Source organism: Citrobacter sp. CF971, assembly GCF_006385635.1.
GTDB classification, from domain to species: Bacteria; Pseudomonadota; Gammaproteobacteria; order Enterobacterales; family Enterobacteriaceae; genus Citrobacter; species Citrobacter freundii.
Map to the genome: position 1 here is coordinate 974446 of NZ_CP041051.1, position 18408 is coordinate 992853.

Consider the following 18408-nt stretch of genomic DNA (forward strand, 5'->3'; position numbering starts at 1 on the left):
AGCCGTTCACTTGACCTTCCCGTAAGGGGAAGGCTTATGCTTAAAAGATAGCCTGCTTAAGCTGCTGAATATAAGGAAGTGAGAATGCAACGTCGTGACTTTTTAAAGTACTCCGTGGCGCTGGGCGTCGCGTCATCGTTACCTTTGTGGAGCCGGAGCGTATTTGCCGCCGACCGTCCCGCCTTACCCATTCCTGATCTGTTAACCGCCGATGCTTCGAATCGCATCCAGCTGATCGTGCAAGCCGGGCAGTCAAACTTTGCCGGTAAGACGGCCACGACCTGGGGATATAACGGCAATCTGCTCGGACCTGCGGTCAAGCTGAACAAAGGGCAATCGGTGAACGTGGATATCCATAACCAGCTTGCCGAAGAGACGACGTTGCACTGGCACGGGCTGGAAATCCCTGGTGAAGTCGACGGTGGGCCGCAAGGCATAATCCCGGCGGGCGGGAAACGTTCAGTGACCTTCACGCCGGATCAGCGCGCGGCAACCTGCTGGTTCCACCCTCATCAGCATGGAAAGACCGGTCATCAGGTAGCGATGGGGCTGGCCGGACTGGTGCTGATTGAAGACGAAGAGATTCGCAAGCTGATGCTGCCTAAGCAGTGGGGAATTGATGATGTGCCGGTAATTATTCAGGACAAACAGTTCTCTGCTGATGGGCAGGTTGATTATCAACTGGACATCATGACCGCCGCAGTCGGCTGGTTTGGCGATACGCTGCTGACCAACGGGGCGATTTATCCTCAGCATGCCGCACCGCGCGGCTGGCTGCGCCTGCGTCTGTTGAATGGTTGTAACGCGCGCTCGCTGAACATTGCGGCCAGCGACAATCGTCCTTTGTACGTCATTGCCAGCGACGGTGGACTGTTGGCGGAACCGGTAAAAGTGACCGAGCTTCCTATGCTGATGGGCGAGCGCTTTGAAGTGCTGGTGGATGTTAGTGACGGCAAAGCTTTTGATCTGGTAACTCTGCCAGTCAGCCAGATGGGGATGGCAATTGCGCCATTTGATAAGCCGCACCCGGTGATGCGTGTTCAGCCGCTGCTGATTACCGCTTCCGGCACGCTGCTGGATACGCTGACATCCATGCCATCGCTGCCGTCACTGGAAGGTCTGACGGTGCGCAAGCTGCAGCTGTCGATGGATCCGATGCTCGATATGATGGGCATGCAAATGCTGATGAAGAAATTCGGCGGTCAGGCCATGGCGGGTATGGATCATGGAAAGATGATGGGCCATATGAATAATGACAATATGGACCACGGCAATATGAATCATGGCAATATGAACCACGGTGAGATGGGGAATATGCAGCATGGCAACATGGGCAACATGAAGCATGGCGGATCGTTTGATTTCCATAATGCCAACCGGATTAATGGTCAGGCGTTTGATATGAATAAACCGATGTTTGCCGCGGCAAAAGGGCAGCATGAACGCTGGGTGATTTCTGGTCAGGGCGACATGATGCTGCATCCGTTCCACATTCACGGCACGCAGTTCCGCATTCTGTCTGAGAATGGCAAAGCGCCTGCCGCACACCGTGCGGGATGGAAGGACACGGTGCGGGTAGAAGGCGGCGTGAGCGAGGTATTGGTTAAGTTTGACCATGACGCGCCAAAAGAGCATGCCTATATGGCGCACTGCCATCTGTTAGAGCATGAAGATACCGGGATGATGCTCGGCTTCACCGTCTAAAAAAATCGCGCTGTGCTTATCCGGCCTACAGAAATCTCTCGTAAGCCGGATGAGACACAGTCTCTTTACAGCGTTTCATCGCACGACTCCCTCCTCCTGCTAATTCTGCTATTGCACATAAAGTAATCGCCTTTAGAGCCGATAATCATTGGGTACCCAATGTGAGTTCAATGGATGAAATACTATGATTAAAAATGTGCGCGTTATTACCGGCATTCTTCTGGTTCTCGCCATTTTCTGTTTGCTACAGGCCGTGACAGGAAGTTTTTTTTATTCTGCAGTAAACAATGATCGCCATAATTTCCAGAACTCAGGCACCCTGAATGCCCAACAGGAAAATCTGAGTGATAGCGTCAATACGCTGATTAAAACCCGGGTAACGGTAACCCGCGTAGCAATTCGTTTCTTAAAGAACCAACGCGATCCGGCCTCACTGGCGGCAATTGATACTTTGCTAAAAACGGCGAGTGAGTCGATGAAGAAGGCTGAGGGATACTTCGCGCATTATCAGTCATTGCCGCAGGTGTCGGGGCAGAATCCGCAAATTGCATCTGAAATGGAAAAACAGTATCGGCAGATGCACGACGTGATGGCGTTATCGATAGAGTATCTGCGCGCGAATAACTATCAGGCCTATGGCGATCTTGATGCTCAGAAGGCGCAAGATGAAATGGAAGCCAGTTATGACCAGTGGCGTAACGAAAATAACGCGTTGCTTCAGCACGCGGCGGCGGAGAATCAGCACAGCTTTACCCGCATGCAATGGACATTAGGGGCAATTGTCGTCGCTGTGCTCATCGTTCTGGGCATGATCTGGAGTGGGTTGCAGCATATGCTGCTTAAACCCCTGGCGCAGATTATGGAGCATATTCGCATTATTACCCGTGGTGATTTGACCCATCAACTCGACGTCCAGGGACGTAATGAAATGGGGCGTTTGGCGACGGGGTTAGATGAAATGCGACAGTCGCTGATTTCGACAGTCACGTCGGTGCGTAACAGCTCAGAAACGATTCATAGCGGTGCAGCGGAAATCTCGTCAGGTAACAACGATCTGTCTTCGCGTACCGAGCAGCAGGCTGCTTCACTTGAAGAGACTGCCGCCAGCATGGAACAGCTTACTGCAACCGTGAAGCAAAATACGGACAATGCGAAACAGGCGACTCAACTGGCTAAGAATGCGTCTGATACTGCCGCGCGTGGTGGACGGGTTGTTGATACTGTCGTGCACACTATGAGTGAAATTGCCGGTAGTTCACAGCAAATTGCGCAGATCACCAGCGTCATCGACAGTATTGCTTTCCAGACCAATATCCTGGCGCTCAACGCGGCGGTTGAGGCAGCCAGAGCAGGAGAGCAGGGACGAGGATTTGCTGTTGTAGCGGGTGAAGTCCGTACTCTGGCAAGCCGTAGCGCTCAGGCAGCCAAAGAGATCAAAGCGTTGATTGATAACTCAACTCACAGCGTGGGGATGGGATCTCAGCAGGTGTCGGACGCGGGTAAAACGATGAAAGAGATTGTCGCTGCGGTCACCCGCGTGACGGACATCATGGGGGAAATCGCTTCAGCCTCAGAGGAACAGAGTCGGGGGATTGAGCAGGTGAGTCTCGCGGTCTCGCAGATGGACAGTGTTACACAACAAAACGCCGCGCTGGTAGAAGAGTCTGCCGCCGCCGCCGCTTCGTTGGAACAACAAGCTGAACAGTTACGCCTGGCCGCGGCAGCATTTCGCATCACTCGCGATACCTCCAACAGTGAGCATCGGAAACCGCCTAAGGATGCTCCACAAGCAACCTCTGCGGGGAGTACGACACAAGACCCGCATTGGGAAACGTTTTAGCCACATGCTGTCGTGCGAACCAGGTTTTGCTTAATAAGCATACAAAAAACGACGCAAACGGGTTCTCCTGTGAACTATCAGAGGAACCCGCTCTCTTTACTGGTATACTTCATCAACTGAATTGTTTGTATGCTGTCGCAAGTTTTGTGGTTAGAGCGGGTCGCCGTCTGTCAGTCGGTGTATCAACGTAAGCGCTTTCTTTCGATCTGCATGATGTGTCAACTGATAAAAATCAGTGAGTTATAGGGTTTATGAAACATACTGTTGAAGTGATGATCCCGGAAGCGGAGATCAAAGCGCGTATTGCTGAACTGGGGCGCCAGATTAACGAACGTTACAAAGACAGCGGCAGCGATATGGTGCTGGTTGGTCTGTTACGTGGCTCATTTATGTTTATGGCGGATCTGTGCCGTGAAGTGCATGTCTCCCACGAAGTCGATTTCATGACGGCATCCAGCTATGGCAGCGGAATGTCTACTACGCGTGATGTTAAAATCCTGAAAGACCTGGATGAAGACATTCGTGGCAAAGACGTGCTGATTGTCGAAGACATCATCGACTCCGGCAATACGCTGTCCAAAGTGCGTGAAATTCTGAGCCTGCGCGAGCCGAAATCCCTGGCTATCTGCACGCTGCTGGACAAACCTTCTCGTCGTGAAGTGAATGTTCCGGTCGAGTTTATCGGATTCTCTATTCCAGATGAGTTTGTGGTCGGTTACGGCATTGACTATGCCCAGCGTTATCGCCATCTGCCGTATGTTGGCAAAGTGGTGCTGCTGGACGAGTAATTGGCGGGAGCGCCTGATGGCGCTTCGCTTATCAGACCTACGGCGTAGGTTTGTAGGCCGGGTAAGGCGTCTCCGCCTCCCGGCAATGTCACATTATTTATGGTTGCTGTGTTTCTGACTCAGGTTAGACAACCCCTGGCGATAGCGCTGCTCCAGCGTTTCGCGGCTGGTGGCGGTGACGTCGAGATCGCGCAATAGACCGTCATGAATACCGTAAGCCCAGCCGTGAATGGTAACTTTCTGACCGCGCTTCCAGGCTGAACGCATAATGGTTGAGTGGCCGAGGTTGTAGACCTGCTCCATGACATTCAGTTCGCATAGGGTGTCCATGCGACGTTCCTGCGGCATTTCGCCCAGCAGTGAGCTGTGTTTGAACCAGATATCGCGGATGTGCAGTAACCAGTTATCAATCAGCCCTTGTTCTTTATTTTCAATCGCCGCCTGGACGCCGCCGCATCCGTAGTGGCCGCATATAATAATATGTTCCACTTCCAGCACATCCACCGCATACTGAACGACTGAGAGACAGTTCAGGTCAGTGTGAATAACCAGATTGGCAACATTGCGGTGAACAAATAATTCGCCCGGTTCAAGACCGGTTAATCGTTCAGCGGGAACGCGGCTATCGGAACATCCAATCCATAGAAAACGCGGATTCTGTGCATGCGTCAGCGTTTCAAAAAATCCGGGATCCTCTTCTACCAGCATCTTTGACCATAGTGCATTGTTGCTGATGAGTGTATCTATGTCTTTCATGGAGTTGTACGACCCGAAGCCAGATAAATTCGATGGGCTAATATAGGGTAACTCCAGCATTAATTAAACTATATATAAAATGTCAGAACGTAAGGTAAGTAAAAAACCATGACCATTGCTCTGGAACTTCAACAACTTAAAAAAACCTATCCCGGTGGCGTTCAAGCGTTACGCGGGATAGATTTGCAAGTCGAAGCGGGTGATTTTTATGCGCTTTTGGGACCGAATGGCGCAGGAAAGTCCACCACCATTGGAATAATCAGCTCGCTAGTGAACAAAACCTCCGGGCGGGTGAGCGTCTTCGGATACGATCTCGAAAAAGATACGGTTAACGCGAAACGCCAGCTTGGTCTGGTACCGCAGGAGTTTAACTTTAACCCGTTTGAAACCGTGCAGCAGATCGTGGTCAACCAGGCGGGTTACTACGGCGTTGAGCATAAAGAGGCGGTCAAACGCAGCGAATTATATTTAAAGCAGCTCGATTTATGGGAAAAACGTAACGAGCGTGCGCGCATGCTTTCCGGCGGGATGAAACGCCGTCTGATGATTGCTCGTGCTCTGATGCACGAACCAAAATTACTCATCCTGGATGAACCAACGGCGGGTGTCGACATTGAACTGCGTCGTTCAATGTGGGGCTTTTTAAAGGATTTAAACGACAAAGGCACCACCATTATTCTGACCACTCACTACCTCGAAGAAGCAGAAATGCTGTGTCGCAATATCGGCATTATTCAGCACGGCGAGTTGGTGGAAAACACCTCGATGAAGGGGCTGCTCTCCAAGCTGAAATCCGAGACCTTTATCCTCGATCTGGCGCCGAAAAGCCCGCTGCCGAAACTGGACGGTTATCAGTACCGGCTGGTCGACACTTCCACGCTGGAAGTGGAGGTGCTGCGTGAACAGGGGGTTAACAGCGTCTTCTCTCAGCTGAGCGCGCAGGGCATTCAGGTATTGAGTATGCGTAACAAAGCGAACCGACTGGAAGAACTGTTTGTTTCTCTGGTTCATGAAAAACAAGGAGATCGCGCATGATGCAGCTTTATTGGGTGGCGCTGAAAAGCATCTGGGCGAAAGAGATCCACCGCTTTATGCGTATCTGGGTTCAGACTCTGGTTCCCCCCGTCATCACCATGACGCTCTATTTTATTATCTTTGGTAACCTGATCGGCTCGCGTATCGGCGAAATGCATGGTTTTAGCTACATGCAGTTTATCGTGCCAGGGCTGATTATGATGGCGGTGATCACCAACTCGTACGCGAACGTGGCATCGTCATTCTTCAGCGCTAAGTTTCAACGCAATATTGAAGAGCTGCTGGTCGCCCCGGTACCAACGCACGTGATCATCGCCGGCTTCGTTGGCGGCGGCGTGGCACGTGGCTTGTGCGTAGGCATTCTGGTAACGGCTATTTCACTGTTCTTCGTGCCTTTCCAGGTGCATTCCTGGGTCTTTGTGGCGCTTACGCTGATGTTAACGGCGGTACTGTTCTCGCTGGCCGGTTTGCTGAATGCAGTCTTTGCTAAAACCTTTGACGATATCAGCCTGATCCCAACCTTCGTACTGACACCACTGACCTATCTGGGTGGCGTGTTCTATTCGCTAACGCTGCTGCCACCGTTCTGGCAGGGGCTGTCGCATCTGAACCCGATTGTCTACATGATTAGCGGTTTCCGCTACGGCTTTCTGGGGATTCATGATGTTCCGCTGGCCACCACGTTTGGTGTGCTGGTGGTGTTTATCGCTGCGTTTTATTTGCTGTGCTGGTACCTGATTCAGCGCGGACGCGGCCTGCGCAGCTAATTCTTTCTTCCTCTCCTTGCCTGGGAGAGGAAGACTTTTGATGCTTGTCACCATTATGGATTTATCACACTGATAAACTACTTGCCTGCTAAGGAGGTAGGCAATGTTAGGTTGGGTAATTACCTGTCATGACGATAAGGCACAGGATATGCTGCATCGTCTGGAGAAAAAGTACGGCCCGTTGGCCCAATGTCAGGCGGTAAGTTTTTGGCGTGGACTCAGCTCGAATATGCTAAGCCGCATGATGTGCCATGCTCTGCATGCTACAGATTCAGGTGAGGGTGTGGTATTTCTGACGGATATGGCTGGGGCTGCGCCTTACCGTGTAGCGTCGTTAATGAGTCATAAACACCCCCAGTGTGAAGTGATTTCAGGTATCAGCTATCCATTGCTTGAGCGAATGATTTCGTCACGGGAATCGCTGAGCAGTTCTGCGTTTCGGGATTGCATCGTCGCACTTGGCGGCCCCGAAGTCTCCAGTCTCTGGCATCAGCAACAAAAAAATCCCCCCTTCGTGTTGAAGCATGATTTGTATGAGTATTAATCATTGGTATTGATGGCGCTTTTGCTACAATAGCCGAGGTTTCTCGCCTCGGTTATCTCATATGGTTATGCGCGTTCTGCTTGTTTTATTGCTCCTGTTTTCTGGCAGCGTCGCTGCGGCTTTGCCTGCTCGTTATATGCAAACCACCGAAGCCGCCGCCGTATGGGCGCAGATTGGCAATAAAATGGTGACGGTTGGGAATATTCGCGCCGGGCAGATCCTCGCCGTTGAGCCAATTGCCGCAGACTATTACGAATTTACCTTCGGCTTTGGCACCGGGTTTATTGATAAGGGGCATCTGGAGCCCGTTCAGGGGCGGCAGAAAGTCGATGATGGTCTGGGCGATCTCAATAAACCGCTCAGTAACCAAAGTCTGATAACCTGGAAAGATACATCGGTTTATAACGCTCCGGATGTCGGTAGCGCCCCGTTTGGCGTGCTGGCGGATAATCTGCGTTATCCGATTATCAGCAAGCTTAAAGACCGACTCAACCAGACCTGGTACCAGATTCGCATTGGTGGCCGACTGGCCTATGTTAGCGCGCTGGATGCGCAGGAAGACAACGGTATCCCTGTGTTAACCTACCATCATATTTTGCGCGATGAAGAGAATACCCGCTTTCGCCATACCTCCACCACAACCTCCGTTCGCGCTTTCAGCAACCAGATGGCCTGGCTTCAGGATCGCGGCTACACCACGTTGACGATGTATCAACTGGAAGGCTACGTGCAGAATAAAATGAATCTCCCGGCGCGGGCGGTGGTGCTGACTTTTGATGATGGTCTCAAGTCAGTGAGCCGTTATGCTTACCCCATTTTGAAGCAGCACGGCATGAAGGCCACGGCGTTTATCATCTCCTCACGCATCAAGCGCCACCCGCAGAAGTGGGATCCGAAATCGCTGCAGTTTATGAGTCTTTCTGAACTGAACGAGATCCGCGACGTGTTCGACTTCCAGTCGCATACCCATTTTTTGCATCGGGTTGATGCGAATCGCCGGCCGATCCTATTGAGTCGCAGCTATCATAATATTCTGTTCGATTTCGCCCGTTCGCGCCGGGCATTGTCCCAGTTTAATCCTCATGTTCTGTATCTTTCGTATCCGTTTGGGGGTTATAACGCCACGGCGGTAAAAGCAGCAGGCGACGCGGGATTCCACATGGCGGTCACCACGGTGAGAGGGAAGGTTAAGCCGGGAGATAATCAGTTCTTATTGAAAAGGCTTTATATTTTAAGGACGGATTCGCTGGAGACGATGTCGCGGCTGATAGTCAATCAGCCGCAGGGGTAAGTACTGTCAGGCAACCTGTACCGGAATAGCTTTCGCGGTGCGCTTCATCTCGTTGTCGCCTTCAAAATAGGCCACTTTCGGACGCCAGGTGCGGGCTTCTTCGTCAGACATGGTGACGAAGCTGGCGATAATTACAATATCGCCAACATCAGCGCAATGCGCCGCTGCTCCGTTCACCGAGATGATTCTGGAGCCGCGTTCAGCCGCAATTGCATAGGTTGAGAAACGTTTACCGTTGGTTACGTTCCAGATATCAATAGCTTCGTTTTCCAGAATACCTGAGGCATCGAGGAAATCCTGGTCGATGGCGCAGGAGCCTTCGTAATGCAGGTCCGCCTGCGTGACTTTTACGCGGTGGAGCTTGCCTTGCAGCATGGTGCGAATCATAACTTCTATACCCTGTCGTTTACCTTGGCTAAGCAGACGAAACTGGCCTGCTTTGAGAAATTCTCAGGCAGTATTGCCCGATTTTTAACCCCTGTCTACTGGGCTAATGTAACGCTTTGATTATCGATCAGACGCGCCTGACCCAGCCAGGCGGCAGCCAGAATCACCGCGCGTTTGCTGGTTTCCGTCAGCTCCAGCAGCGTGTCGGCATCACGAATCTGAATATCGTCGGCGCGGAAGCCTTTTTCATTCAGCTCCTGCTCGGCAATAGCAATAATCTCCTGCAACTCACGATTACCCGCAATCAGTTTTTCTGCGATGCTATTCATCACTTTGTGCAGACCCGGCGCAATTTTACGCTGTTCTGCGGTCAGATAACCGTTACGTGAGCTAAGCGCCAGGCCGTCTTTGGCGCGAATAATCGGCACGCCAACGATCTCAATGTCATAACCCATATCCGCCACCATTTTGCGGATCAGCGCCAACTGTTGGAAATCTTTCTCGCCGAAGCAGGCGAGGTCAGGCTGGATAAGGTTGAACAGCTTGCTGACGATAGTGGAAACGCCACGGAAATGGCCCGGACGGCTGGCACCTTCCAGCATGGTGGAGAGACCGGGAACCTCAACAAAAGTCTGGCCTTCCAGACCCTGTGGATAGATTTCCTCAACGGCTGGTGCAAAAACATAATCGACTTTGCGCTTGTTCAGCTTTTCACAATCTTCCTGCAGTGTGCGCGGATAACGCACCAGATCGTCCGGTCGGTCAAACTGCATCGGGTTGACGAAAATGCTGGCGATTACCACATCAGCCCGGGCTTTTGCCTCATCGACCAGCTTCATATGGCCGTCGTGCAGATTTCCCATGGTGGGAACCAGTGCGATGCGTTTACCTTCCTGACGCAGACGACGAATATGCTGGCGCAGCAGCGGCAGGGTTTCAATAATTAACACAACAAGACTCCTTAAATACGATGCCTGATGGCGCTTCGCTTATCAGGCCTACGCGTGAAGATGTAGGCCGGATAAGGCGCGTAGCGTCACCATCCGGCGTAATGGCGTGCTGGCGGATAAATTAATGGAAGCTGTGTTCTTCGCCCGGGTAAACGCCGGACTCCACTTCAGTCATATACTGCCGCACTGCGGCGCGCATGTCGCCTGCTTCATTGAGGAAATTCTTCGCAAATTTCGGGATATGACCACCGGTAATGCCAAACGCATCGTGCATGACGAGAATTTGCCCGTCCGTGACGTTACCTGCGCCAATACCGATAACCGGAATAGAAAGTGCTTCAGTGACGCGCTTCGCCAACTCAACCGGCACGCACTCCAGCACCAACAGCTGAGCGCCAGCGGCTTCTAAGGCCAGCGCGTCATCCAGCAGCACTTGTCCGGCATCGCCGCGGCCCTGAATTTTATAGCCGCCAAACACGTTCACCGACTGCGGGGTTAACCCCAGATGGCCGCAAACCGGTACGGCGCGTTCGGTGAGCATTTTCACCGTATCAACCAGCCACGCGCCGCCTTCAATTTTGACCATGTTGGCGCCCGCACGCATAACCACCGCGGCGTTTTCAAACGTCTGTTCCGGTGTGGCATAAGCCATAAACGGCAGGTCGGCGAGCAGGAGACAGCACGGAGCGCCACGGCGCACGGCACGGGTATGATAAGCGATATCTTCAACGGTAACGGGTAGGGTGGAGTCATGTCCCTGGATCGTCATGCCCAGCGAGTCGCCAACCAGCATCACGTTAATGCCCTCGTCAGCAAATAGTTTGGCAAAGCTGTAGTCGTAGGCGGTAATTGTCGCGAAGCGTTTTTTCTCTTGCTTGCATTTCTGCAGCAGTGAAATGGTAGTGGGTTTCATAACATTTCCTGATGATGAAAGTCATATTTATCGGCATTCTAACAGTCACATTCAGGGGGGCAATTGTTTTAAGCAATCGTTTGGCGCTAAAGCAGTAAACGCTAAAGGGGAGGAGATACTTTACCAGTGTGCAGGTTTTGCAGTACCAAGATGGGTGAGGTGCTGATGCAGTCTGATTCCATCCGGAAAAATAAGCTCAGGCGCAATTTCGAATAACGGCCACAGCATAAAACCACGATTTTTCATGTCGTAGTGCGGCACGGTTAAACGTTCCGTGTTAATCACTTCATCGCCGAACAACATAATATCCAGATCCAGCGTTCGCGGTCCCCAGCGTTCAGCTTTGCGCACCCGGCCCTGTTGCAGTTCAATTCGCTGGGTATGATCCAGCAACGCTTCGGGGGCGAGAGCGGTATCCAGAGCCACGGCGGCGTTCAGATAGTCGGGCTGATCCTGTGGACCCAACGGGGGGGTACGATAAAACGAAGAAACCGCAACGATACGGCTGTCAGGGATTTCGCCGATCGCTTGCACGGCAGCATTCACCTGCTCCAGGGGAGAAGCTAAATTACTGCCGATGGCGATATAAACGACGGTCACGCGCTACCTTCGCGACGCGGCGCACGCTTACGCGGGCGGCGATGGCGACGGCGTACGTCAGGCTCTTCATCCAGTTCGTTCAGCATGCCTTTTTGTTCCGGCGGCGCGGAAACCTGGAATTCACCCCACCATTTCGCCAGTCGTTGCAGTTCAGCGTTGTGTTCTACTTCGGCACGCAGTGCTAACAGGTCATAAGCTGCGCGGAACTTTGGATGTTCCATCAGCTTCCAGGCGCGTTTACCCTGACGACGGGACATACGTAATTGCAACTGCCAGATATCGCGGGTTAGCGAGGTCAGACGTTTCGGGATCGCCAGCGAGCGGCAGGCTTCGTCCAGCACGTCGTTCATTGCCAGCGCGAAAGCGTCGTAGTAGGCCAAACCGCTTTCTTGCGCAATTTTCTGCGCGGCTTCCAGTAACGGATACCAGAACATCGCGGCGAACAAGAACGCCGGGTTAACGCGCATATCATTGTTAATGCGGTTATCGGTATTCTTCAGCACCTGAGCGATAATGCGTTCCATCGGGCTGTCACCGTCTTCGGTGAAGTAGCGTGTAATGGTTGGGAACAGCGGCTGGAACAGGCTGTACTCACGCAGTTTTTTATAGGTTTCATACCCATAGCCCGCCTGTAACAGCTTAAGTGCTTCTTCAAACAGGCGTGCGGGAGGAATGTCGTTCAGCAGCGTTGCCATACGCGGGATCGGCTCTGCGGTTTCCGGGCTGATACGCATGTCGAGCTTGGCGGCAAAGCGCACGGCGCGCAGCATACGCACGGGATCTTCGCGATAGCGCGTTTCCGGATTACCGATCAGGCGAATGATGCCCTCTTCGAGGTCCTGCATACCGCCGACGTAATCACGCACGGTGAAATCGGCCACGCTGTAATACAGGCTGTTTATCGTGAAATCGCGACGTTGGGCATCTTCTTCAATGGAGCCGAAGATGTTGTCGCGCAGCAACATACCGTTTTGCCCGCGTTGCGACGTGGTACGATCGGCTTCGCTGCCTTCATGATGGCCGCGGAACGTCGCCACTTCGATAATTTCTGGGCCGAACATGACATGAGCCAGACGGAAACGGCGACCGACCAGGCGACAGTTACGAAACAGTTTACGCACCTGATCCGGCGTTGCGTTAGTAGTGACATCAAAATCTTTCGGCTTTTTGCCCAGCAAAAGATCGCGTACACCACCGCCAACCAGCCATGCCTCGTATCCGGCCTTATTGAGCCTGTACATTACCTTCAGGGCATTTTCACTGATATCTTTGCGGGAGATAGAGTGCTGCTCACGCGGAATTACCGTCATATGTGGACGGGCGACGGCGAGCTCAGCCTCGCGCTCCTCGCGGCTTAGCACCTTGCGGCAAAAATTAGCGACTCGGGTAAAAATAGTGCACCTCGGTAGTGTCAAACTTCAATCAGAACAAGTGTTGCTGTGTAAAAATAGCGGCTAATCATAGCTCAGCGTGGCGCATTTGAGAATGCCGGATTTAAGATCGCTGATTCAGGCACTGTTGTCAGACGCCAGTTCTCAACGGCAAACGCCAGGATCTGGTCCACACGCATCTCCTGCCACGGGATATCGGCACGCTGGCCGAGAAAGCGTAGCGCGGCAATAATCACCGGGCGCGGATCGCCTTGTGGTAGCGCAGGTGCATGATTTTGTTTTGAAAGTTTAGCGCCTTGTTCGTTGAGCGCCAGCGGAAGATGAATATAGTCAGGCGCTTGCCAGCCAAACTGCTGATACAAAGAGATTTGCCGCACCGTGGGTTCGATGAGATCGGCGCCGCGAACAATCTCCGTTACGCCCTGAAAGTGGTCATCAACTACCACGGCGAGGTTATAGGCAAACAGCCCGTCGCGGCGGTGGATGATAAAATCTTCACCAGCAAGTTGCGGGTCAGCCTGAATCACACCGCGTAGCCGGTCAGTAAACTGCATCACGGGATGGCGTTGTTTAATACGGACGGCCGCCTGTTCTGGCCCGAGGCGTAACTCACGGCAGTGACCGTCGTAAATACCGCCGACGCTTTGAATACGCGCTCGCGTACAGGTGCAGTAATAGCTCAGATCCTGCTGATGCAGCCAGGTAAGCGCCTCGCGGTAGGCTTCGTGGCGTTGGGATTGCCATAAAATATCGCCATCCCAGTGCAGGCCGTAATGTTCCAGCTGACGCAGGATCGTATCTGCGGCACCGGGAACTTCACGAGGGGGATCAATATTTTCAATGCGTACTCGCCAGATTCCGCGCCGGGCACGAGCCTGCAGGTAACTGCCGAGGGCGGCAATCAGTGAACCGAAGTGCAGTTCGCCGGAGGGGGAAGGGGCGAAGCGGCCAATATAGTGTGAATCTCTCATTTTACGGACTGACAAATAATAAGGCGGGAGAAACTCCCGCCTGTAGTAAACGTGGTAAAAATGACCGGAATTAACCTGCCATCTGCTTTTCGCGGATTTCTGCCAGCGTTTTGCAGTCGATACACAGATCGGCTGTCGGACGCGCTTCCAGACGGCGAATACCAATTTCTACGCCGCACGATTCGCAGTAGCCGAAATCTTCGTCTTCTACCTTCTTCAGCGTCTTCTCGATCTTTTTGATCAGTTTGCGCTCACGGTCACGGTTACGCAGCTCAAGGCTGAATTCTTCTTCCTGCGCGGCGCGGTCCACCGGATCAGGGAAGTTAGCCGCTTCGTCTTGCATATGAGATACGGTGCGATCAACTTCATCCCTAAGTTGATTACGCCATGCCTCAAGAATACGCCTGAAGTGCGACAGCTGGGCTTCGTTCATATACTCTTCGCCCGGTTTCTCCTGGTACGGCTCCACCCCAGCGATGGCGAGAATACTCAGGGACGATGTTTTACGGTTTTGCCCTTCTTGCATGTTGCTTCTCCTTAACACGCACTATCGATCCCCATGTTCGGGGGAAAAATCAGGTCGCTATAAATAGCAGATGCTTTTCCGGATAGCAATTATCTAAACGTAACACTTGACAACCCTGTGAGGAAAAGCGTATTTGCCCACGCGCCCAGAATACTAATTAACCAAATGTTTACACCATTACAAGGTAATGGGCAACGGCTCTTTAAGAGTCATGCCATGGGCAGAAAGTTCCGCTTTATAAACCAGAATTTCTACCCCCTTAAGCTGTGCTTCAACTAATAATTGCGCATATTTTGCATCGATATGGTGCGCGGGTGAAAACCGTGTAATAGCTGAATGCAGCACGGCGAAAAATATCACTGCCCGCTTGCCTTCAGCCGCTACGCTCATCAATTCCCGAAGATGCTTCTGACCTCGTTCAGTGATGGCATCGGGAAAATAACCCTGCTCTTTTTCCGCCAACGTGACTGATTTCACTTCAATATAGCAGTCAGGTCGGGAATCTGCCTGTAACAAAAAGTCGATACGGCTCCCTTCGGCGCCGTATTTTACTTCACTTTTCAAGACGCTGTAGCCTGAAACTTCTGAAATTAGCGACTGCTGAATCGCCTCTTTCGTTAATCTATTGGCCCACAGCGTGTTAACACAAATAAATGCCCCGGATTGGGTTTGCGTTAATTCCCAGGTATGTGGATATTTCCGTTTAGTATTTTCTGATGTCGAATACCAGACGGTATCACCCGGGGTGGCGCATCCGGTCATCGCGCCAGTATTTGGGCAGTGTAACGTTAACGTTGAGCCATCCGGTGTGATCACATCCGCTAAGAAACGCTTGTAGCGCTGGATGAGCGTTGCGGGTTGTAAAGGTGGAGAAAATTGCATAAACAGTCCCTTTAATTATTCAGTCAGCGTCCAGCGTTGCAGCTGCGTATAACGCGTGCGTCCTCGTGCGAATGAAGAGGAGTAAAGAGCGAACTCCGTGACCGGAAATGACCAGCCAAAGCCCGGTGGGGGGATGGGAACCGCGTGTCCGACATCGCGCAGCAGCGTGATATGTGGGTGAAACGGCTGCGGGCTTTGATAACACCCGCTGCGCGCGGCCTGTGCCCGTAGCATATTCGCCAGTTGTAACAGTCCGCGCGGTGGCTGACGCATCCCCAGCCACACGACCCGCGAGCGCAGCCATTGCCCGGCATCATCCAGTTTGAGCGTAAAACCTGGCTGGCGAATGCGTCCGGCTAGTTGCGACAACGCCTGTTGCTTCTCTGCGCTGACATCACCTAAAAAGGCCAGCGTCAGATGCAGATTCTCGGCGGCGACGGGACGGCCTGTTTCAGGAGGGAACTGCGCGGCTCGCCAGTGGATTAACTGCTCCCGAACCCCGCCTGGCAATTCAATCGCAAAGAACAGCCTTTTTGGCTCAGACATGATGGATACTCGGTTATGAATTAACGCGATGCTACAATGCAGCGCGAAGAATGTTAACCCTCTGGAGCTATTTGTGACGTCGTTGCCCGTTGCCGCCGTAGTGCCTGAACTGCTTACCGCCCTTGATGCCTCGACGCAGGTGCTGCTGACCGCGCCGACCGGTGCCGGGAAATCGACCTGGCTGCCGTTGCGACTGCTTGAACATGGTGGCATTAAGGGGCGGATTATTTTGCTGGAGCCGCGTCGTCTGGCGGCACGCAACGTGGCGCAGCGGTTGGCGGAGTTGCTGAACGAAAAGCCCGGTGAGACCGTGGGTTATCGCATGCGCGCGCAAAGCTGCGTGGGGTCGCAGACCCGGCTGGAAGTGGTGACGGAAGGCGTCCTGACGCGCATGATCCAGCGCGATCCTGAGCTGGCTGGCGTTGGGTTGGTGATCCTCGACGAATTTCACGAGCGGAGTTTACAGGCCGACCTGGCGCTGGCGCTGTTACTGGATGTGCAGCAAGGGCTGCGTGACGATCTGAAACTATTGATCATGTCCGCAACGCTCGATAGCGGGCGCTTGCAGCAGTTATTGCCCGATGCGCCCATGATTATCTCTGAAGGCCGCACATTCCCCGTCGAGCGACGGTATCAGCCGCTGGCGGCACATCTGCGTTTTGACGAAGCGGTGGCGATAGCCACGGCGGAGCTACTGCGCCATGAAAGCGGGTCGCTGCTGCTGTTTTTACCGGGCGTTGGGGAAATCCTGCGTGTGCAGGAACAACTGGCAACGCGTGTGGGCGGCGATGTTGTGTTATGTCCGTTGTACGGCGCGTTGACGCTGGCTGAGCAGCGTCAGGCGATTTTGCCCGCGCCGCAAGGTAAGCGCAAAGTGGTGCTGGCGACCAATATTGCCGAAACCAGCTTAACGATTGAAGGCATCCGGTTGGTGGTGGATTGCGCCCAGGAGCGCGTGGCGCGCTATGACGCGCGTACCGGTTTAACGCGGTTGATTACCCAGCGCATTAGCCAGGCATCGATGACACAGCGAGCCGGGCGAGCTGGTCGTCTGGAGCCAGGTATCTGCCTACATTTGCTTGCCAAAGAGCAGGCGGAAAGAGCGGCGGCGCAGGGAGAGCCTGAGATATTACAGAGCGATCTGTCCGGACTACTGATGGAGCTGCTGCAATGGGGATGTACCGATCCTGAGCAACTGAACTGGCTGGATACGCCGCCCGCTATTAACCTGCAGGCGGCAAAACGGCTGTTGCAGATGCTGGGTGCGCTTGAGGGCGACAGGCTCAGCGTCACGGGGCAGAAAATGGCGGCGTTGAGTAACGACCCCCGTTTAGCGGCTATGCTGGTTAGCGCCAACAGTGACGATGAAGCGGCATCGGCGGCAAAACTGGCCGCAATTCTGGAGGAGCCGCCGCGCGGGGGCAGTACCGATTTGGCTGTGGCGTTTTCACGAAATCAGCCCGCCTGGCAACAGCGTAGTCAACAGTTGCTGAAACGGCTTAACGTTCGCAGTGGGCAGCCCGACAGCGCGTTGCTCCCCTCGTTGCTGGCACAGGCGTTTGCCGATCGGGTCGCCCGTCGACGTGGACAAGAAGGGCGCTATCAACTGGCCAACGGCATGGGCGCGATGCTGGATGCCGATGACGCCCTGGGGCGCCATGAGTGGCTGATAGCGCCGCTGTTACTGCAGGGTAGCGCATCGCCAGATGCGCGTATTTTGTTAGCGTTGCCGCTGGATATTGAAGCGTTGATGCAGACGTGTCCTGAACTGCTGCAACAGTCCGACACCATCGAATGGGATGAAGCCCAGGGAACATTAAAGGCACTGCGTCGGTCGCGTATCGGCCAGTTGACGGTAAAAGTACAGCCGCTGGCCAAGCCCTCGGAAGAGGAACTACACCAGGCCATGCTGAATGGTATTCGCGATAAAGGGCTAAGTGTGCTCAACTGGACGCCGGAGGCCGAGCAGTTTCGGCTGCGTTTGCAATGTGCAGCAAACTGGTTACCGGAGTACGACTGGCCTGCGGTAGATGAGGATTCTCTGCTGAAGACGCTGGAGCGCTGGCTGTTGCCACACATGAGCGGTGTGCACTCTTTACGCGCGTTAAAAGCACTCAATGTGGGTCAGGCATTGCGCGGTTTGCTGGACTGGTCAATGCTGCAACGTCTGGATAGTGAACTGCCGGCGCATTACACTGTGCCGACGGGAAGCCGGATTGCTATTCGCTATCATGAGGATAATCCTCCGGTATTGGCCGTTCGGATGCAGGAAATGTTTGGTGAAGCAAACACCCCGACTATCGCCCAGGGACGCGTGCCGCTGGTACTCGAGCTGTTGTCTCCGGCCCAAAGACCGCTACAGGTGACGAGTGATTTGAGTGCGTTCTGGCAGGGATCGTACCGCGAGGTGCAAAAAGAGATGAAAGGGCGTTACCCCAAACATGTCTGGCCGGACGATCCGGCGAATACCGCGCCAACGCGGCGCACCAAAAAGTATTCATAGCTGTATGCGTGGTT

The 18408-nt window shown here is 53.4% G+C and carries 18 protein-coding genes; 8 read left to right on the forward strand and 10 right to left on the reverse strand.

Annotation, left to right across the window (positions count from 1 at the left end; all coding sequences use genetic code 11):
- Window positions 1-84: 84 nt before the first annotated feature.
- The 3 genes from cueO (at window position 85) to hpt (ending at window position 4332) form a co-directional block, all read left to right on the forward strand.
- Window positions 85-1704, forward strand: coding sequence for a multicopper oxidase CueO (gene cueO, locus E6P06_RS08090; protein WP_139935102.1), 1620 nt, complete (start codon window positions 85-87; stop codon window positions 1702-1704).
- Window positions 1705-1888: 184 nt separating this feature from the next.
- A complete protein-coding gene (locus E6P06_RS08095) occupies window positions 1889-3544 on the forward strand; it encodes a methyl-accepting chemotaxis protein (RefSeq protein ID WP_139935103.1) in 1656 nt (551 codons plus the stop codon).
- 251 nt (window positions 3545-3795) lie between these two features.
- Window positions 3796-4332, forward strand: a complete 537-nt coding sequence (gene hpt / locus E6P06_RS08100) for a hypoxanthine phosphoribosyltransferase (protein ID WP_003018658.1) — start codon at window positions 3796-3798, stop codon at window positions 4330-4332.
- Window positions 4333-4425: 93 nt separating this feature from the next.
- On the opposite strand, the gene can is transcribed toward hpt, so the two are convergent.
- Window positions 4426-5088, reverse strand: a complete 663-nt coding sequence (gene can / locus E6P06_RS08105; protein WP_003018654.1) for a carbonate dehydratase — start codon at window positions 5086-5088, stop codon at window positions 4426-4428.
- A gap of 108 nt (window positions 5089-5196) precedes the next feature.
- On the opposite strand from can, the gene E6P06_RS08110 reads away from it, so the two are divergent.
- The 4 genes from E6P06_RS08110 (at window position 5197) to E6P06_RS08125 (ending at window position 8725) form a co-directional block, all read left to right on the forward strand.
- Window positions 5197-6123 carry an ABC transporter ATP-binding protein gene (locus E6P06_RS08110; RefSeq protein WP_003837480.1) on the forward strand — a complete coding sequence of 309 codons (927 nt, stop codon included), beginning with the start codon at window positions 5197-5199 and terminating at the stop codon, window positions 6121-6123.
- Window positions 6120-6890 carry an ABC transporter permease gene (locus E6P06_RS08115; RefSeq protein ID WP_088902735.1) on the forward strand — a complete coding sequence of 257 codons (771 nt, stop codon included), beginning with the start codon at window positions 6120-6122 and terminating at the stop codon, window positions 6888-6890. Before E6P06_RS08110 ends, E6P06_RS08115 begins: the two co-directional genes overlap by 4 nt.
- A gap of 103 nt (window positions 6891-6993) precedes the next feature.
- Window positions 6994-7434: a PTS sugar transporter subunit IIA gene (locus tag E6P06_RS08120; protein ID WP_003837482.1), complete on the forward strand. Its 441-nt coding sequence runs from the start codon at window positions 6994-6996 to the stop codon at window positions 7432-7434.
- Window positions 7435-7495: 61 nt separating this feature from the next.
- A complete protein-coding gene (locus E6P06_RS08125) occupies window positions 7496-8725 on the forward strand; it encodes a polysaccharide deacetylase family protein (protein ID WP_139935104.1) in 1230 nt (409 codons plus the stop codon).
- Between the two features lie 6 nt (window positions 8726-8731).
- On the opposite strand, the gene panD is transcribed toward E6P06_RS08125, so the two are convergent.
- The 9 genes from panD to thpR all read right to left on the reverse strand — a co-directional run bounded on the left by panD (window position 8732) and on the right by thpR (window position 15891).
- Complete coding sequence (gene panD / locus E6P06_RS08130; protein ID WP_003018640.1) at window positions 8732-9112, reverse strand: aspartate 1-decarboxylase; 381 nt, start codon at window positions 9110-9112, stop codon at window positions 8732-8734.
- A 95-nt stretch (window positions 9113-9207) separates the two neighbouring features.
- Window positions 9208-10062 carry a pantoate--beta-alanine ligase gene (panC, locus tag E6P06_RS08135; protein WP_003018638.1) on the reverse strand — a complete coding sequence of 285 codons (855 nt, stop codon included), beginning with the start codon at window positions 10060-10062 and terminating at the stop codon, window positions 9208-9210.
- A gap of 121 nt (window positions 10063-10183) precedes the next feature.
- Complete coding sequence (gene panB / locus E6P06_RS08140) at window positions 10184-10975, reverse strand: 3-methyl-2-oxobutanoate hydroxymethyltransferase (protein WP_046670952.1); 792 nt, start codon at window positions 10973-10975, stop codon at window positions 10184-10186.
- Window positions 10976-11095: 120 nt separating this feature from the next.
- Window positions 11096-11575 carry a 2-amino-4-hydroxy-6-hydroxymethyldihydropteridine diphosphokinase gene (gene folK, locus E6P06_RS08145; protein ID WP_003837487.1) on the reverse strand — a complete coding sequence of 160 codons (480 nt, stop codon included), beginning with the start codon at window positions 11573-11575 and terminating at the stop codon, window positions 11096-11098.
- Window positions 11572-12969, reverse strand: a complete 1398-nt coding sequence (gene pcnB / locus E6P06_RS08150; RefSeq protein WP_210420669.1) for a polynucleotide adenylyltransferase PcnB — start codon at window positions 12967-12969, stop codon at window positions 11572-11574. Before pcnB ends, folK begins: the two co-directional genes overlap by 4 nt.
- Window positions 12970-13040: 71 nt before the next feature.
- On the reverse strand, window positions 13041-13937 hold the full coding sequence (gluQRS, locus tag E6P06_RS08155; RefSeq protein ID WP_139935106.1) for a tRNA glutamyl-Q(34) synthetase GluQRS: 897 nt from the start codon (window positions 13935-13937) through the stop codon (window positions 13041-13043).
- A gap of 70 nt (window positions 13938-14007) precedes the next feature.
- Window positions 14008-14463, reverse strand: coding sequence for an RNA polymerase-binding protein DksA (gene dksA, locus E6P06_RS08160; RefSeq protein WP_003018625.1), 456 nt, complete (start codon window positions 14461-14463; stop codon window positions 14008-14010).
- 177 nt (window positions 14464-14640) lie between these two features.
- Window positions 14641-15345: a DNA/RNA nuclease SfsA gene (sfsA, locus tag E6P06_RS08165; RefSeq protein WP_003837495.1), complete on the reverse strand. Its 705-nt coding sequence runs from the start codon at window positions 15343-15345 to the stop codon at window positions 14641-14643.
- Window positions 15346-15360: 15 nt separating this feature from the next.
- Window positions 15361-15891, reverse strand: a complete 531-nt coding sequence (gene thpR, locus E6P06_RS08170; protein ID WP_139935107.1) for an RNA 2',3'-cyclic phosphodiesterase — start codon at window positions 15889-15891, stop codon at window positions 15361-15363.
- A gap of 73 nt (window positions 15892-15964) precedes the next feature.
- Here thpR and hrpB point away from each other — a divergent pair, with 73 nt between their 5' ends.
- Window positions 15965-18394 (forward strand): ATP-dependent helicase HrpB, encoded by a 2430-nt coding sequence (gene hrpB / locus E6P06_RS08175; RefSeq protein ID WP_168199041.1) that lies wholly within the window; start codon window positions 15965-15967, stop codon window positions 18392-18394.
- The last annotated feature ends 14 nt before the right edge of the window (window positions 18395-18408 follow it).

What these genes read in the sequence shown, in the direction of transcription:
- panB (WP_046670952.1), bottom strand. Translation starts at nt 10,975, where the DNA reads ATGAAACCCACTACCATTTCACTGCTGCAGAAATGCAAGCAAGAGAAA.
- dksA (WP_003018625.1), bottom strand. Translation starts at nt 14,463, where the DNA reads ATGCAAGAAGGGCAAAACCGTAAAACATCGTCCCTGAGTATTCTCGCC.
- E6P06_RS08115 (WP_088902735.1), top strand. Translation starts at nt 6,120, where the DNA reads ATGATGCAGCTTTATTGGGTGGCGCTGAAAAGCATCTGGGCGAAAGAG.
- E6P06_RS08095 (WP_139935103.1), top strand. Translation starts at nt 1,889, where the DNA reads ATGATTAAAAATGTGCGCGTTATTACCGGCATTCTTCTGGTTCTCGCC.
- cueO (WP_139935102.1), top strand. Translation starts at nt 85, where the DNA reads ATGCAACGTCGTGACTTTTTAAAGTACTCCGTGGCGCTGGGCGTCGCG.
- E6P06_RS08120 (WP_003837482.1), top strand. Translation starts at nt 6,994, where the DNA reads ATGTTAGGTTGGGTAATTACCTGTCATGACGATAAGGCACAGGATATG.
- E6P06_RS08110 (WP_003837480.1), top strand. Translation starts at nt 5,197, where the DNA reads ATGACCATTGCTCTGGAACTTCAACAACTTAAAAAAACCTATCCCGGT.
- thpR (WP_139935107.1), bottom strand. Translation starts at nt 15,891, where the DNA reads ATGTCTGAGCCAAAAAGGCTGTTCTTTGCGATTGAATTGCCAGGCGGG.
- can (WP_003018654.1), bottom strand. Translation starts at nt 5,088, where the DNA reads ATGAAAGACATAGATACACTCATCAGCAACAATGCACTATGGTCAAAG.
- sfsA (WP_003837495.1), bottom strand. Translation starts at nt 15,345, where the DNA reads ATGCAATTTTCTCCACCTTTACAACCCGCAACGCTCATCCAGCGCTAC.
- E6P06_RS08125 (WP_139935104.1), top strand. Translation starts at nt 7,496, where the DNA reads ATGGTTATGCGCGTTCTGCTTGTTTTATTGCTCCTGTTTTCTGGCAGC.
- hpt (WP_003018658.1), top strand. Translation starts at nt 3,796, where the DNA reads ATGAAACATACTGTTGAAGTGATGATCCCGGAAGCGGAGATCAAAGCG.
- gluQRS (WP_139935106.1), bottom strand. Translation starts at nt 13,937, where the DNA reads ATGAGAGATTCACACTATATTGGCCGCTTCGCCCCTTCCCCCTCCGGC.
- panD (WP_003018640.1), bottom strand. Translation starts at nt 9,112, where the DNA reads ATGATTCGCACCATGCTGCAAGGCAAGCTCCACCGCGTAAAAGTCACG.